Origin of the sequence: Aeromonas veronii (genome assembly GCA_041319085.1) — a bacterium.
Lineage (GTDB): Bacteria > Pseudomonadota > Gammaproteobacteria > Enterobacterales > Aeromonadaceae > Aeromonas > Aeromonas veronii_F.
The window spans coordinates 1,647,743-1,662,905 of the sequence record CP101033.1; the positions used below are offsets into that span (position 1 = coordinate 1,647,743).

The following is a 15,163-nucleotide window of genomic DNA, read 5'->3' on the forward strand; positions in this document are numbered from 1 at the left end:
AATCGACAATGGGTAAGTGGTTTAAATCAGGGGCCCCCTGGATCTGGATGACCGGCGGTGCCGTCAGCCTGAGTCTGGTGGCGGTACTGGGTCTGCTGCTGCTGATCGGCTGGCGTGGTCTGGTCTACTTCTGGCCGCACCCCATCTATGAGTGGCAGCTGGAAGATGCCAGCGGCAACAAGAGCGTACTGATCGGCGAGATCAACGATCGCGAGCAGGTACCGGTGGAGCGACTGCGCGCCGCAGGTCTGCCGCTGGAAGGGGAAGAGCGCGAGCTGCTGACCCGCTATCTGGTCAAGACCGGCAACCGTGAGTTCGTTGACCTCGATTTTCGCTGGGTGCTGGAGACCGACATCAAGTCCCAGAGCCAGCCAGCCGAGCTGGCCATGGTTGAGCGTGCCACCAACGGCAACTTCTATGGCTATATCGTCGGGGTGAAAGAGGATGGCCGCGAGCTCACCTCTGATCTGCATCCTGCCCTGCAGCGGGTGCTGGCGCGAGCCAATGCCCTCTCCGAACAGGCCAACGATCTGCAAAAAGGGGACATCGGCAGCATCAACTATCAACTGGAGCGGCTGCGCCTGAAAGAGCGCAAGGCCGAGCTGGATGACAAGCTGACCGAGCAGCTCAAAGCCGAACTGGCCAGCGAGCGTCAGGCCCTCAACGATCGTTATCAGGTGCTGGAAAAAGAGCTGTTCTCCCTGCGCAGTCAGGCCGATCGCGACGCCATCACAGTCCGGGATATGCGTGGCGAGCTGGTGACCATGCCGATGTCCAAGGTACTGGATGTGGTATGGCCCAACGACATGAGTCTGCTGGCCAAGGTGGGTCACTGGTTCCACCAGATCGGCAAGTTCGTCTCTGACGATCCCCGTGAAGCCAACACCGAGGGCGGGGTGTTCCCGGCCATCTTCGGCACCGTGTTCATGGTGTTCCTGATGGCGATCATCGTGACCCCGCTGGGGGTGGTGGCGGCAGTCTACCTGCACGAGTATGCGGGCAAGAACAGCCTGACCAAGATCATCCGCATCGCGGTGATCAACCTGGCGGGCGTGCCTTCCATCGTCTACGGCGTGTTTGGTCTGGGCTTCTTCGTCTACACACTCGGTGGTTCGCTGGATCAGCTGTTCTACCCGGAAGCGCTGCCGAGTCCGACCTTTGGCTCACCTGGCGTGATCTGGTCGGCGCTGACGCTGGCCATCCTGACCCTGCCGGTGGTGATTGTCTCCACCGAAGAGGGGCTGGCTCGGATCCCGAGCACCATCCGTCAGGGCTCGCTGGCACTGGGTGCCACCCAGGCCGAGACCCTGTGGCGCATCGTGCTGCCGATGGCGAGCCCGGCCATCATGACCGGCCTTATTCTGGCAATTGCCCGTGCAGCCGGTGAAGTGGCGCCGCTGATGCTGGTGGGGGTGGTAAAACTGGCACCGACCCTGCCGATGGATGGCAACTTCCCGTATCTGCATGTGGAGCGCAAGTTCATGCACCTGGGCTTCCACATCTATGACGTCGGCTTCCAGAGCCCCAACGTCGAGGCGGCCCGCCCGCTGGTCTACGCCACCTCCTTCCTGCTGGTGACGGTGATCGTGGGCCTGAACCTGACCGCTATCGGTATTCGTAACCACTTGCGCGAGAAATTCCGGTCGCTGGAGCATTAATCCGGCGCCGCATGAGTGATACAAGAGTGAGATAACAGAGGGGCGGCCGAGCGCGAGCCGCCATCTCTCTGCACCAATACGTGAGGGGCGCCGGCAGCTGTCCGGCCACTCCAGATAGATTTTGAGGTAACAGATGATCAACGTAACGACCACGTCTACCCAGCACACCGCGCTGGACCTGCTCAACCTGACCCCGGAGCAGACCGCGCTGGAGGTGAAGGATCTCAACCTGTACTACGGCAGCAAGCAGGCGCTGTTCAACGTCAACATGAAGATCCCCAAAGGGCAGGTGACCGCCTTTATCGGCCCGTCCGGTTGCGGTAAATCGACCCTGCTGCGCTGCATCAACCGGATGAACGATCTGGTGGAGATCTGCCGCATCGAGGGGGAGATCCAGCTGCACGGCCACAACATCTATGACAAGAGCGTCGATGTTTCCGCCCTGCGCCGTCAGGTGGGCATGGTGTTCCAGCGCCCGAACCCGTTCCCCAAGTCCATCTACGAGAACGTGGTCTATGGTCTGCGGCTGCAGGGGATCAACGATCGTCGCACGCTGGATGAAGCCGCCGAGCGCTCCCTGCGCGGTGCGGCCCTGTGGGACGAGGTGAAGGATCGTCTGCACGACAACGCCTTCGGTCTCTCCGGTGGTCAGCAGCAACGTCTGGTGATTGCCCGTGCCATCGCCATCGAGCCGGAAGTGTTGCTGCTCGATGAACCGACCTCGGCGCTCGACCCCATCTCCACCCTCACCATCGAGGAGCTGATCAACGAGCTCAAGAGCCAGTTCACCGTGGTGATCGTGACCCACAACATGCAGCAGGCGGCACGGGTGTCGGATCAGACCGCCTTCATGTATATGGGCGAGCTTATCGAGTACTCGGATACCAACACCATCTTCACCACCCCGGCCAAGAAGAAGACCGAAGACTACATCACCGGTCGTTACGGCTAAGGAGAGAAGAGGATGAACCTCAGCAAACAGATTGGCAGTCGGTTCCACGACTAGGGCATACTCGGAGCATCAAGGATTATTTGTATGGACAATATGAACCTCAATAAACACATCTCCGGTCAGTTCAATGCCGAGCTAGAGAGCGTGCGCAACCAGGTACTGGTGATGGGCGGTCTGGTGGAGCAGCAGCTCACCGACGCCATCGCGGCGATCCACGATCAGGATCTCGATGCAGCGCGCAAGATCGTGGCCAACGACCACAAGGTCAACGCCATGGAAGTGGCGATCGACGAGGAGTGCACTCGCATCATCGCCAAGCGTCAGCCGACAGCCTCCGACCTGCGACTGGTAATGGCCATTATCAAGACCATCACCGATCTGGAGCGCATTGGCGACGTGGCGGACAAGATCGCCCGCATGCTGACCGACAACGCCAACAAGCCGCAGCCGCCGCTGGTGTCGCTGGAGAACATGGGCCGTCGCACCATCAAGATGCTGCACGATGTGCTCGATGCCTTCGCCCGTATGGATCTGGATGCGGCGCTGGCGGTCTACAAGGAAGATGACAAGGTAGACCGGGAGTACGAGTCGATCATCCGCGAGCTGATGACCTACATGATGGAAGATCCGCGCACCATCCCCCAGGTGCTCAACGTGCTGTGGGCGGCGCGGGCCATCGAGCGGGTCGGCGATCGCTGCCAGCATATCTGCGAGTACATCGTCTACTACGTGAAAGGCAAGGATGTGCGCCATACCAAGGCGGATGATCTGGGCACCTTGCTCGGTAAAGGGTGAGTCTGAGATGAATAAAAAGGCGCTTTGAGCGCCTTTTTTGTTGCCTTTTCGGTCAGTGCAAGATATCGCCACCCGATCGGCGCTTTTCTGCTAGAATATGCCCCCTGTGTGAGTCCCGGATGGACTCACGGTCCGGTCTCCCGGGCCCAGTTTGCCGTCTTGTGCTAAGACGGGTGTAGCAATAGGTTAATCATGAGTTTTGCCGATAGTTTGTTCTTTTTAATGCTGCTGGTTGGCGGCAGTGTGTTTTTCTCCCTCTCCGAGATCTCTCTCGCCGCATCTCGCAAAATCAAATTGCAGGTGATGGCGGATGAAGGTAATCGCCAGGCCGAAAAGGTGCTGGCCCTGCAGGCCCAGCCGGGCAACTTCTTCACCGTGGTGCAGATTGGCCTCAACACCGTCGCCATTTTGGGTGGTATTTTGGGCGAGTCAGCGCTTAACCCCGCCATCAAGGGGATTGTCTCCCAGTTCTACCAGGGCCCCTGGCTTGGCGAGATCAGCTCCGGTGGCTCCTTCGTGTTTGTCACCGGTATGTTTATCCTGATCGCCGATCTGATGCCCAAGCGTCTGGCCATGACCATGCCCGAGCAGATTGCCGTGGTGGTGGTGCGCCCCATGCTCTTCTTCGTCACCGTGTTGATGCCGCTGGTGTGGGTCTTCAACGGGTTGGCCAACTCCCTGTTCCGCCTGATGCGCATCTCCACGGTGCGTAACGACGAGATCACCTCCGACGACATCTATGCGGTGATGGATGCCGGCGCCGAGGCGGGGGTTATCCAGCGTGAGGAGCACCAACTCATCGAGAACGTGTTCGAGCTGCAGTCCCTTGGCGTCACCTCCGCCATGACGGCCCGCGAGAGCCTCATCTACTTCACCCTGCAAGAGAGTGAAGAGAGCATCAAAGCCAAGATCGCCGAGCATCCCCACAACAAGTTTCTGGTCTGTGACCACAACCTCGACAGCATCAAGGGCTTTGTCGATGCCAAAGAGCTGTTGATCCGCGTTATCGGCGGCCAGAGCATCGACCTTATCGGCGGCAATCTGGTGCAGAACGTCATCATCATCCCCGACACCCTCAACCTCTATGAGGCGATGGAGTACTTCAAGAATCATCGTGGCGACTTTGCCGTGGTGATGAACGAGTACGCGCTGGTGGTGGGTATTGTCACCATGAACGACCTGATGAGTACCGTGATGGGCGAGTGGGCGACCCACGTGGTGGAAGAGCAGATCGTCCAGCGCGACGAGAACTCCTGGTTGGTGGACGGGGTGACCCCCATCTCTGACGTGATGCGCGCCTTCGATATCGAAGAGTTCCCGGAAAACCAGAACTACGAGACCATCGCCGGCTTTATCATGTATATGCTGCGCAAGATCCCCAAGCGCACTGATTCAGTCAAATACGCCGGTTACAAATTCGAAGTGGTGGACATCGACAGCTACAAGATTGACCAACTGCTGGTTACCCGGGTAGAGCCCACGCCGGCCGAAAAACCCGCTCTAGAATCGTAAAAGGAGCTCATTAGCAATCATGAAGATGCAGTCTCATTCCCGTGCGTTGGCCAGTGTCGCGCTCGCCCTGGCACTGGGTGCCTGTAGTCAGAGTGCGCCGCGCAAAGCCACAGTGGCAGCCAAGCCGGTTGCCCCCAAGCCTGCCGTGGTCGTGCCGCAGCCGGATCCCGATGCGGTGGTGCAAAGCGGCATGGCAGAGCCAAGCCCGGTCTTTGACGAGCAGTACCACGGCCCGGATCAGGGGTCGCTGGAGTCGGTGACTGCCCTGTTTGCCCGTGGCTACATCGAGTCCGCCATGCGCGAGACCATGCTGGCGGCGGTGCACAACGACTATCCGCTGCTCGGCATGCGGGATGTGCGGTTGACCGATCCGGTCTCCAAATTCCTCACCTCCAGCCATGCGGCCACCACGGCCCATGACTACCTCTATGCGGGGGTGCAACGTCGCCTCGGTCGTCCGCTCAGCCCTGCCCAGTGGGAGCAGATCTGGCGTGGCTTGCCGCAGCAGGGGCGGGTTTCCGACTGGGTCAAACAGATCAAGCGAGTGCTGGCCGGGCGTTAAGTCGCCAGCGGATCAAGATTGTGATGAGGCCACCTTCGGGTGGCCTCTTGCATTTCTGCGTTTGCCTCGCCGTTTGCACGCTGATTTCTGCTGATACTGATTGCCGCCCGTGGCGCTTTGTTTTATTCTGTTTTAGCCATCTAAACATCCATATGTTTTTATGGCTGAATAATAACAGGACTTCACCGGGATGAAGCCGGACGATCAGCAGCGATTCGACGCAAAACCGCAGATCAACAAGACAAACAGATAAATACGCAAATAAACAACGCACATAACAAAGAGACACGACAGATGGAAACCAGGGAATTGTGGGTGCTGGATGGGGGCATGGGGCGCGAGCTGGCACGGCGGGGGGCACCGTTTCGTCAGCCCGAATGGTCGGCGCTGGCCTTGATTGAGGCGCCTGAGACGGTGCGTGAGGTGCATCAGGCCTATGTGGCGAGCGGAGCCCGGGTCATCACCACCAACAGCTATGCGCTGGTGCCTTTTCATATCGGCGATGAACGTTTCTTTGCCGAAGGGGAGGGGCTGGCGGCGCTGGCTGGCCAACTGGCCCGCGAGGTGGCTGACGAGCAGAAGGGCGCCGTGCAGGTGGCGGGTTCGCTGCCGCCGCTGTTTGGCTCTTACCGTGCCGATCTGTTCAAGGCGGACAGGGTGAGCGAGCTGGCTACGCCGCTTATCCGGGCGCTATCCCCTTGTGTGGATATCTGGCTGGCCGAGACCATGAGCCTGATTGCCGAGCCACTGGCCCTGAAAGCGCTGCTGCCTGACGATGGCAAGCCGTTCTGGGTCTCTTTCACGCTGGAAGATGAGGCGCCGGGCAACGAGCCCACGCTGCGTTCCGGCGAGCGGGTGGCCGATGCGGTGACCGCGCTGGTGGCGGCCGGGGTCGATGCCATCCTGTTCAACTGCTGTCAGCCCGAGGTGATTGAGGGAGCCCTCGAGGTTGCTCGCGCCAGATTGCAAGCGCTGGGTCGCGCTGACATACGCCTCGGTGCCTATGCCAACGCCTTCCCGCCGCAACCGAAAGAGGCGACCGCCAATGACGGGCTGGACGAGATCCGCGGCGATCTGGGGCCGCTGGATTACCTTGGCTGGGCAGAGCGTTGGCGCGTAGCCGGCGCGGATCTGATCGGCGGTTGCTGCGGCATCGGTCCCGAGCATATTCAGGCGCTGAGCAGCCGGTTGCGCTAAGGAGCACCCATGAAAGAGAGCAAGATTGGGCTCTTGTCCCTCACCGCGCTGGTGTTCAGCTCCATGGTGGGGGCGGGAATTTTCAGCCTGCCCCAGAACATGGCCGAGGTGGCGGGAGCGCGCGCCGTGCTGATCGGCTGGGGCGTAACCGGGGTGGGCATCCTGGCGCTCGCCATGAGTTTTCTCTATCTGTCGCGGCTCAGGCCGGATCTTGACGGCGGTATCTATAGCTATGCCCGCGCCGGTTTTGGCGATCTGGTGGGCTTCTTCTCCGCCTGGGGCTATTGGCTCTGCGCCACCATCGGTGTGGTAGGTTATCTGGTGATCGCGTTTGCGGCGCTGGGCAGCTTTGTCGATACCCCCGAGCAGATCTGGTTTGGTGACGGCAATACGTTGGCGGCTTTTGTCGGCGAGTCCTGCATCCTTTGGGCGGTGCATCTGCTGGTAGCCCGTGGCGTGCAGCAGGCGGCGCTGTTCAATCTGGTGGCCACCCTGGCCAAGAGCCTGCCACTGCTGCTGTTTATCCTGTTTGCCTGTTACTGGTTCGACCCGGTCACCTTCGCGGCGGATCAGCAGGGCAGCACGTTGGCGGTGCCGGTCTCCGAGCAGGTGCGCAACACCATGTTGATCACCCTCTGGGTCTTTACCGGCATCGAGGGGGCAGCGGTGCTCTCGGCTCGCGCCAGAAACCGGCGGGATGTGGGTACGGCCACCGTGCTTGGGGTCGTGTTGGCACTGCTGCTCTATGTGCTTATCTCGGTGCTGGCGCTGGGGATCTTGAGTCGCCCCGAACTGGCGGCACTGCCCAATCCCTCTATGGCGGGGCTGATGGCCCAGATGACCGGATCCTGGGGCAAGCTGCTGATCAGCGTCGGCCTTATCGTCTCTGTGCTCGCCTCGTATGTTAGCTGGACGCTGTTCTCGGCCGAGGTGCCGTTTAGCGCGGCCAGACATGGCGCGTTTCCTGCCATCTTCCGGCGCCAGAACCGCAACGGGACGCCTATCGCCTCGCTCTGGCTCACCAGCCTGACGGTACAAACATGCTTGCTGCTGGTGTGGTTGCTCGGCAAGGGCTATACCAGCCTGCTGCTTATCTCGACCTCGATGATCCTGGTGCCCTACCTGCTGATCGGTCTGTTTCTGCTCAAGCTCTCGTTCAGCAGGAAGGGTGAGGGCGGGCAGGGTCGGGGCTTGATGCGGGCGGTGGCGCTGGTGTCGAGCGGTTACGGCTTCTGGCTGCTTTATGCTGCCGGGGTAGAGTATCTGTTGCTGTCGCTGTTGCTCTACGGGCCGGGTCTGCTGCTGTTTCTCTACAGCCGCCGTCAGCTGGGCACAGATCTTTGCCTGAGCGGTCGCGAGCGACTGTTGGCCGCCGTCACCTTGCTGAGTCTGATCCCCGCCGTCTGGTCGTTCGCCCATCTCTGATATCGAAGATGTGACTGACCATCAAAGAGAGCGCCACCGTGGCGCTCTCTTGTTTTCAGGGAGTTGCTATTCGAGGCGAGGGCTCAACGGCTCGTTGGCCCGGCCGGTTTGCCAAACAGCACGGCGAGTTTTTGTCGCCAGGGCTGGTCACGGGCGTCGCGCAGCATGTCGCGCCACTCGTGGAAGGTGAGAGTGAGGGGGTTGAAGCTGTGGATCGGCTTGGTGATGCCAAAGCGACACGGTTCGGCCGGATCTTCCTCGACAAAGGTGCCAAACAGCCGATCCCAGATAATCAGCACGCCGGCAAAGTTGCGGTCTATGTATTTGGCGTTGCTGGCGTGGTGCACCCTGTGGTGGGAGGGGGTGTTGAAGATCCACTCAAGCCGGCCGAGTTTGCCCACCACCTGGGTGTGGACGAAGAACTGAAAGCCCAGGCTCAGCAGCACGGTGGCGACCACTGCCTCGGGTGGGAAGCCGATGACAATCATCGGGATCCAGAATAGCCACATGCCGGAGATGGGATACATCAGGCTCTGGCGAAAGGCGGTGGAGAGGTTGAGCCGCTCCGAGCTGTGGTGCACTACATGGGAGGCCCATAGCCAGCGCACATGGTGGCTGGTGAAGTGGAACAGCCAGTAGCAGAGATCCTGCAACAGGAACAGCAGCAGCACGCTCCAGAAGGTGAGCTCGATATCGAACAGCCGCCAGCCCCAGAGGGTGTCATACAGATAAACGATGGCGATGGCCGCCAGCGCATCGCCCCCCTGATGCATCAGGGCCAGCGCGGCGTTGGCGAACAGATCCCGCCACTGGTAGGTGGCAGTGGGAAAGGCGGCGCCATGTTTGCGCAGGTAGAGCATCTCCCAGCCGATAAAGGCCAGAAAAACCGGGGAGAGGTAGAGCAGAAGTAGTTGCACATCCATGTGAGCCATCCGGTTGGACCAGTTGGATTACAGCATACCGAATGAATTTATAATTTCATTAACATACTTCCTCCATTCGTGGGGCGGACAACCAGATGGCGAGAGGCTGCCACAGGGGATGCGTCAGGGGGGATCATGGGCAAGGTGGGGATGAAAGAGGGAGCCCTGGGCTCCCTCGGTCGTACTTACAGCACCTGGCTTAGGAACTGGCGCAGACGCGGGGAGGGGGGATTGTCGAAGAAGTCGGCCGGTTTTTCATCCACCAGCAGTTCGCCACTCTCCATAAAGAGCACCCGATCTGCCACCTCGCGGGCAAAGCCCATCTCGTGAGTCACTACCACCATGGTCATCCCCTCGCGGGCGAGGCCCTTCATGACATCCAGCACTTCCCCCACCATTTCGGGGTCGAGCGCACTGGTCGGCTCATCAAACAGCATGATGCGCGGCTGCATGGCGAGCGCTCGGGCGATGGCCACCCGCTGTTGCTGACCGCCGGAGAGCTGGGACGGGTAGCTGGCCGCTTTCACCGACAGGCCCACTTTCAGCAGCAGCGCCTTGGCTCTGTCTTCGGCCTCACGGCGCGACAGGCCGCGCACTTTCTGCGGGGCGAGGGTGATGTTGTCCAGCACCGTCAGGTGGGGGAAGAGGTTGAAGGACTGGAACACCATGCCTACCTCTTCCCGCAACTTGTTGACATCGCCCGGCTCGGTCAGGCTGATGCCATCGACCACTATGTTACCATCGTTGATGGTCTCCAGCTGGTTGAGGGTGCGCAGGAAGGTCGATTTGCCGGAACCGCTGGGGCCGACGATCACCACCACTTCCCCTTCGGCCACCTGGGTGCTGACGTTTTTCAGGGCATGCACCTCGGTGCCGTAGAACTTCTCTACGCCGGTCGCTTTGATAATGGGATCAGTTGCTGCGCGCATATTTCACCTCCAGACGCCGTACCAGGAAAGAGAGGGTGCCGGTGAGCACCAGATAGAGCAGGGCCACGGTAAACCACACCTCGAACGGGCTGAAGGTGGAGCTGACCACCTCGCGCCCCGCCTTGGTCAGATCGGTGATGGAAATGACCGAGACCAGCGAGGAGTCCTTGATCAGGTTGATGAACTGGCCCGCCAGCGGCGGCAGCACCCGCTTGAACGCCTGCGGCAGAATGACGTAGCGCATGGTCTGGGCCGAGGTCATGCCCAGACTGCGACCCGCCTCCATCTGCCCCTTGTGGATGGAGCTGATACCGGCGCGGACGATCTCCGCCACATAGGCGCCGGTAAAGACCGCCAGTGCGGCGACCCCGGCGGTGAAGCGGTCGAGGTTCAGCACGGTGCCGATAAAGAAGTAGACGATAAAGATCTGCACCAGCAGCGGCGTGCCGCGGATGAGCTCCACGTAGGTGACCGCCAGATTGCGCAGGGCGGGATTGGGGGAGAGACGCGCCAGCCCGGCGAGGGTGCCAAGCAGGATGGCGAAGATACCGGCCACCAGCGAGAGCTTGACGGTGACCCAGACGCCCCAGGCGATGGGGCCAGCGGTCCAGCTCAACTGGGTGTCGAGGGTATCACCACGAAAAATGGTATCCCCTTCGGCGACTTGTACGCCGGTGCTGGCAATGGCTTGCCGCACATTGGGGTCGAGATCGTCTTGCAGGAACAGCTTGCCCTTCTCGGCTTCGCTGGTACCTGCAATCACGGTGCCGTCAAATTCGGCCAGATTCTTCTGCTCTGCCTGATAGGCGATGTATTGGGGAATGCGTTCCCAGCGCCAGGTGTAATCCACTGACTGGACAGCCTTATAGATGCCGAATACGGCAACCAGCAGCATCAGCAGGAAAACCCCATGCCAGAGTAGCTGATTGGGCTGTTTTTCCATCTGTCTTGTCGGTTTGGGTGTGTGCACAGTCACAACCTCTTCTCGTTATTGGGTGGGGAGCTGCGTGGTGCAGGGGCGGCATGCGCCGCCCCCAGAGGCTATTTGAGTTGGTTCAGCCAGGTATTGGATTCGAACCACTTCTTGTAAAGACGGTCGTAGCTGCCATCGCCCTTGATCTGGCGCAGGTAGTTGTTGAACCAGTTGAGGGTGTCCTGATCCCCTTTGCGGATGGCCCAGGCCAGCGGCTCGAAGGTGAACGGCTTGTCGAGGTGCACCACGGCCCCCTGATTCTGGGAGGCAAAAATAGCGTTGTAGGGCAGGTCATAGACGAAGGCATCAACCTTGCCGTTGATCACTTCCAGCTTGGCGTCATCCTGGGTTTCAAACTGCAGCAGGGTTGCTTTGGGGATCAGGCGCTTGACCGCCTGCTCGCCGGTGGTGCCGAGCTTGACCGCGATCTTGTACTTGGGATCGTTGAGGTCGGTGAAGGATTTGATTTCGCCCGCCTTCTCTTTGCGCAGGACGATGGTCTGGCCGACCACGATGTAAGGATCGGCGAAGTTGACCCGCAGGTTGCGCTGGGGAGTGACGGTCATGCCGCCCATGATGACGTCGAACTTGTTGGTCAAGAGCGCCGGAATGATGCCATCCCAGGCGGTGTTGACGAACTCGACCTTCACGCCCATCTCTTTGGCGACCATCTTGGCCAGATCCACGTCAAAGCCGATGTATTGGCCCTGCTTGTTGGTCATCTCGAAGGGTTGGTAGCCCGCATCGAAGCCGACCCGCAGCACGCCACGTTCGAGCACGGCATCCAGGGTGGAGGTAGGGGCTGGGGTCGGGGCCGCCGTGGCGATCCCGCAAAACAGCAGGGTAGAAAGAATCAGTTTTTTGATCATAAGTGACGTCTCTGTCGGTGGTGTGTTCAGCCTTGAACCTGATCCCGTGCGACTCCGTGGCACAAGAGACTGCTGCATCCGGCAACAGGCAAGACAGGATGAATGTCTTGAACGGGACAAAAGCCCCATATGAGATGCTATGAATAGTGGTTGAGTGAAAAATGTACCAAAAACAGGTTGTGTCAGAAGACTCAACAGGTTAGAGACATTTATTGCTCATGGCTTCATTCATGAAATCACACGAAAACAACATATCTATCTAATGGGGTGGGTTCAAGCCCAAATTGTGCTCAAGACATTTTGTTACACAGTGAGGGCCTCGAATGTGACTTTATCTGATGGGGCTCATCCGCGGAGATGATTCGAGCCTTTGGTGACGAAATGGCGCGAGTGATATGGCAGCGCGAAAACTGGGTGAACAGGATGTTTTTATTGTGAAAATAGTCAGAGTCCTCTGGGTCTTGGCAAAGGCTTCTCATATACTCAGTTACCCTCTCTACATGGCTTTGGTATGGACGCCTCACTACTGCTCAAGCTGGATATTTTTACCTTGATGATCATGGCCTTGTGTGGCTATTGTCTCGGTTTTCTCACGCTTACCATCATTCGTATTACCCACCATGATATTCCCGGTGTCGGGGTCTGGTGGTGGTCCAGCCTGTTTGCCATGCTGGGTCAGGCGGGTTTTGCCAGTTTGCTGCTGACCCCCACCCCCTATGGTTCCTGGGTTGGCAATGTCTTCCTGATTTTTCATGTGTTGTTGCTGCTGGTCGCCCAGCGCTGTTTCTTTCGGCAATCGCCCGGCTGGCGCACCTGTTGGGGATTCATCCTGCTGTTTGCCATCATCATGACCTGGTCGGTCGCCATCGATGGCCGGATTGCGGTGCGGGTGATGATCAGCAGTTCTACCTTCCTGGTGCTCAGTACGCTGATCATCTGGCAGCTCTGGCGTCACGGCCGACCCGATTATCAGGTGGCGGTCTGGGTGCTGATTGGCCTCAATCTGGTGCTGATCGCCATGACATTGATGCGGATGTTTGCCGTGTGGGGCGAGGTGATCGAAAGCCCGTTCCAGCGTCAGCTGTTCAATGTGTTGCCCTATGTCTCCATGCTGGTGGGCAGCTCCATGCTCACCTTCGGGGTGCTGTTGCTCTGCAACCAGCACCGGGCGCTAGAGCTGCGCTATCAGGCCAGTCATGACTTGCTGACCGGGTTGTTCAATCGCCGTGGTTTTATGGAGCGTCTGGCCCGGGGACGCCCTGCACAACAGGGGGCGCTGGTGGTGCTCGATCTGGATGACTTCAAGCAGATCAACGATAGGCATGGTCATGAGGTGGGCGATCGGGTGCTGGCGTGGGTCGGATTGGCACTGCGCGAGCTGGAGGGCGTATTGGCCAGCCGCTTTGGGGGCGAGGAGTTTGTGCTGCTGTTTCGTCATGCCACCGCAGACGAGGCGATTGCCCGATGCCAGTCACTGCGGGCTCAGTTCGCGGCCAGCGAGGTGGAGGGGATCCATATTACCGTCAGCATGGGGGTCGCCCACTGGCAGGGAGAGTGGCATTTCGACCACCTGTTCAGCCACGCGGATGACGCCCTCTATCGGGCCAAGCGAGAAGGGAAGAACCGGGTCTGTCAGGCTGCCTGATGTTCCAGAGGCAAAACCAGCCGGCGGTAGAGATGAAGCTGGCTACCAGCGGGGGCTTGGCAGGGGGTGAGCAAATGCGAGGAAATAGCGAGTATTTTCATCGGGCTGCCATAACTATTCTGGTCAGCCTTGGCAACCGAGATTGAGTGACTACTCAGGAAACTGATAGTGATACTTACGGATGATCCGCGTGAGCGAGCCATCACGGCGCATCTCGTCGATCACGGCTTGCCAGCGCTGCGCCTCTTTGACGGGGAAATCCTTGTGAGCGGCCAGGAACAGTTGGGTGTTCATCAGTACTTCCCCGCGAACCAGTTGTTGTGACGATCGCTTGTCCTGTTGTTGGGCATAAAGGATGACATTCCATGCGGCGACCCAGGCATCAATGCGACCGCGATGGAGTTTATGAGCGTTCAGTTGCTCATCTGCCACTGTCTCGCCCTGGATCCCGATGCGTTGTTTGAGCAGGTGTTGACTAAATGAGTAGCGCAGCACGCCTACATCAAGGGTTTTCAAATCGCTGCTTTGCAGTGCTTTTGGGTGAAAACGGCGATCACTGACGATCAAAAACTGCTCATCGAGGATGGGTGTTACCCACTGATAGAGGTGCTCTCGCTGGCTGCTGCGTACGGGGGGGATCATCAATACATCCCGGCGGTGAATTGCCTGGGTCAGTGCGCGTGGGAAGGGCATCAGCTCGATGGTGAGCGGCTCGCCTAGACGGCGAGCCGCTTCTTCCATGATCTCGATGCCCACACCGGTTGGCTTACCATGGGCGGACTGGATGACGTAAGGAGGCAACTCGGCCGCCACCAGCACAATAGCCTGGGCACCGGTGTTCACCAGTAATAGCAGCAGGGCAAAAAAAGGCAGGCAGAGAGCGCGCATCAAGGTCGTGAGCCAGAGTCGAATAGTCAGAGTGTAACATTCCTGCCTGCGTTGTCTCTCTACCCGCTCAGGGGTTGGGATCTCAGTCGAAGAAATCCCGCAGATCGCGTACTTCGTAATCGGCTAGTTGCAGCCAGGGGAGCCGAGCGGGCAGTTTGCGCAGGGTGACCTCCATCCGGTAGCTGCGATAGCCGTCGAGACTGGCCGACTCCACCACCAGCGGGATCTGCCACTGATGCGACCAGAGAATGCGGGTTCGTTGCCGCCCTTCGCGTTTTTGATACCAGCGGGCTTGTTCGGGGGCGGCCTCATCCAGCGGGGTCATCCCCTCGATCAGCGCCGGGTTGATGAGATGGCGGATCCGCCGCCAGTCGGGCTTGAAGTCCACCTGGCCATACTCTTCCATCGGCACCTCTACCAGCTGGTTGTGCCAGCTATCGGCATAACGCAGTTGCAGCTCACCCTCATCACTGCGACTGACCCAGCGGGCCGCCATCTGGTGGGTAAAGTGCTTGTGGCCGGGCGTGGCGTCGTGAGTGGCGTGATAGGCACGGGCAAGGGGCAGGGGAATGAGCCGCTGGCTCCACACCTGATTGCCCACGCGCAGCCACTTCTCTTGCCAGATACTCTCTCTGGCGATGCCATCGCTGCCGGTGTTCCGGTCGTGATAGCTGATCCGGGCGGCGAGATCCGGGGGCGTGTCATCGGCATAAAGGGGGAGGGAAGTCAGGGAGCAAAGTAACCATATAAATAGAGATGATCGCATCATGTATCGTCGCTCGAAAGAGCCGGGGCCCGGGGTGCTGAGTCAATTGCTCAGCTGCACCCGGGCCCC

The 15,163-nt window shown here is 59.5% G+C and carries 14 protein-coding genes; 8 read left to right on the top strand and 6 right to left on the bottom strand.

Annotated elements, in window-relative coordinates:
- Nucleotides 1–8: 8 nt before the first annotated feature.
- The 7 genes from pstA to NMD14_07980 all read left to right on the top strand — a co-directional run bounded on the left by pstA (nt 9) and on the right by NMD14_07980 (nt 8,101).
- Nucleotides 9–1,658 carry a phosphate ABC transporter permease PstA gene (gene pstA, locus NMD14_07950; GenBank protein ID XEI34309.1) on the top strand — a complete coding sequence of 550 codons (1,650 nt, stop codon included), beginning with the start codon at nt 9–11 and terminating at the stop codon, nt 1,656–1,658.
- A gap of 133 nt (nt 1,659–1,791) precedes the next feature.
- The gene (gene pstB / locus NMD14_07955; protein ID XEI34310.1) at nt 1,792–2,610 is read left to right on the top strand and encodes a phosphate ABC transporter ATP-binding protein PstB; all 819 of its coding nucleotides are present in this window, start codon (nt 1,792–1,794) and stop codon (nt 2,608–2,610) included.
- Nucleotides 2,611–2,694: 84 nt separating this feature from the next.
- The gene (gene phoU / locus NMD14_07960) at nt 2,695–3,405 is read left to right on the top strand and encodes a phosphate signaling complex protein PhoU (GenBank protein XEI34311.1); all 711 of its coding nucleotides are present in this window, start codon (nt 2,695–2,697) and stop codon (nt 3,403–3,405) included.
- Nucleotides 3,406–3,597: 192 nt separating this feature from the next.
- Nucleotides 3,598–4,917: a hemolysin family protein gene (locus tag NMD14_07965; protein ID XEI34312.1), complete on the top strand. Its 1,320-nt coding sequence runs from the start codon at nt 3,598–3,600 to the stop codon at nt 4,915–4,917.
- 19 nt (nt 4,918–4,936) lie between these two features.
- Nucleotides 4,937–5,479: a hypothetical protein gene (locus NMD14_07970; protein ID XEI34313.1), complete on the top strand. Its 543-nt coding sequence runs from the start codon at nt 4,937–4,939 to the stop codon at nt 5,477–5,479.
- 294 nt (nt 5,480–5,773) lie between these two features.
- A complete protein-coding gene (locus NMD14_07975; GenBank protein XEI34314.1) occupies nt 5,774–6,676 on the top strand; it encodes a homocysteine S-methyltransferase family protein in 903 nt (300 codons plus the stop codon).
- Nucleotides 6,677–6,685: 9 nt separating this feature from the next.
- Nucleotides 6,686–8,101, top strand: coding sequence for a basic amino acid/polyamine antiporter (locus tag NMD14_07980; GenBank protein ID XEI34315.1), 1,416 nt, complete (start codon nt 6,686–6,688; stop codon nt 8,099–8,101).
- A gap of 83 nt (nt 8,102–8,184) precedes the next feature.
- Here NMD14_07980 and NMD14_07985 read toward each other — a convergent pair whose 3' ends face one another.
- The 4 genes from NMD14_07985 to NMD14_08000 form a co-directional block, all read right to left on the bottom strand.
- Nucleotides 8,185–9,024 (bottom strand): sterol desaturase family protein, encoded by an 840-nt coding sequence (locus NMD14_07985; GenBank protein ID XEI34316.1) that lies wholly within the window; start codon nt 9,022–9,024, stop codon nt 8,185–8,187.
- 185 nt (nt 9,025–9,209) lie between these two features.
- Entirely contained in the window at nt 9,210–9,953 is a 744-nt protein-coding gene (locus NMD14_07990; GenBank protein ID XEI34317.1) for an amino acid ABC transporter ATP-binding protein, read from the bottom strand.
- Nucleotides 9,937–10,896, bottom strand: a complete 960-nt coding sequence (locus NMD14_07995) for an amino acid ABC transporter permease (protein ID XEI34318.1) — start codon at nt 10,894–10,896, stop codon at nt 9,937–9,939. Before NMD14_07995 ends, NMD14_07990 begins: the two co-directional genes overlap by 17 nt.
- Nucleotides 10,897–10,994: 98 nt before the next feature.
- A complete protein-coding gene (locus NMD14_08000; GenBank protein XEI34319.1) occupies nt 10,995–11,795 on the bottom strand; it encodes a transporter substrate-binding domain-containing protein in 801 nt (266 codons plus the stop codon).
- Between the two features lie 511 nt (nt 11,796–12,306).
- Between NMD14_08000 and NMD14_08005 the strand changes: the two genes are divergently transcribed.
- Nucleotides 12,307–13,440: a GGDEF domain-containing protein gene (locus NMD14_08005; protein XEI34320.1), complete on the top strand. Its 1,134-nt coding sequence runs from the start codon at nt 12,307–12,309 to the stop codon at nt 13,438–13,440.
- Nucleotides 13,441–13,590: 150 nt separating this feature from the next.
- On the opposite strand, the gene NMD14_08010 is transcribed toward NMD14_08005, so the two are convergent.
- Both NMD14_08010 and NMD14_08015 read right to left on the bottom strand, forming a co-directional pair.
- Entirely contained in the window at nt 13,591–14,328 is a 738-nt protein-coding gene (locus NMD14_08010) for a transporter substrate-binding domain-containing protein (protein XEI34730.1), read from the bottom strand.
- A gap of 82 nt (nt 14,329–14,410) precedes the next feature.
- The gene (locus NMD14_08015) at nt 14,411–15,097 is read right to left on the bottom strand and encodes a hypothetical protein (GenBank protein ID XEI34321.1); all 687 of its coding nucleotides are present in this window, start codon (nt 15,095–15,097) and stop codon (nt 14,411–14,413) included.
- Nucleotides 15,098–15,163 lie beyond the last annotated feature (66 nt).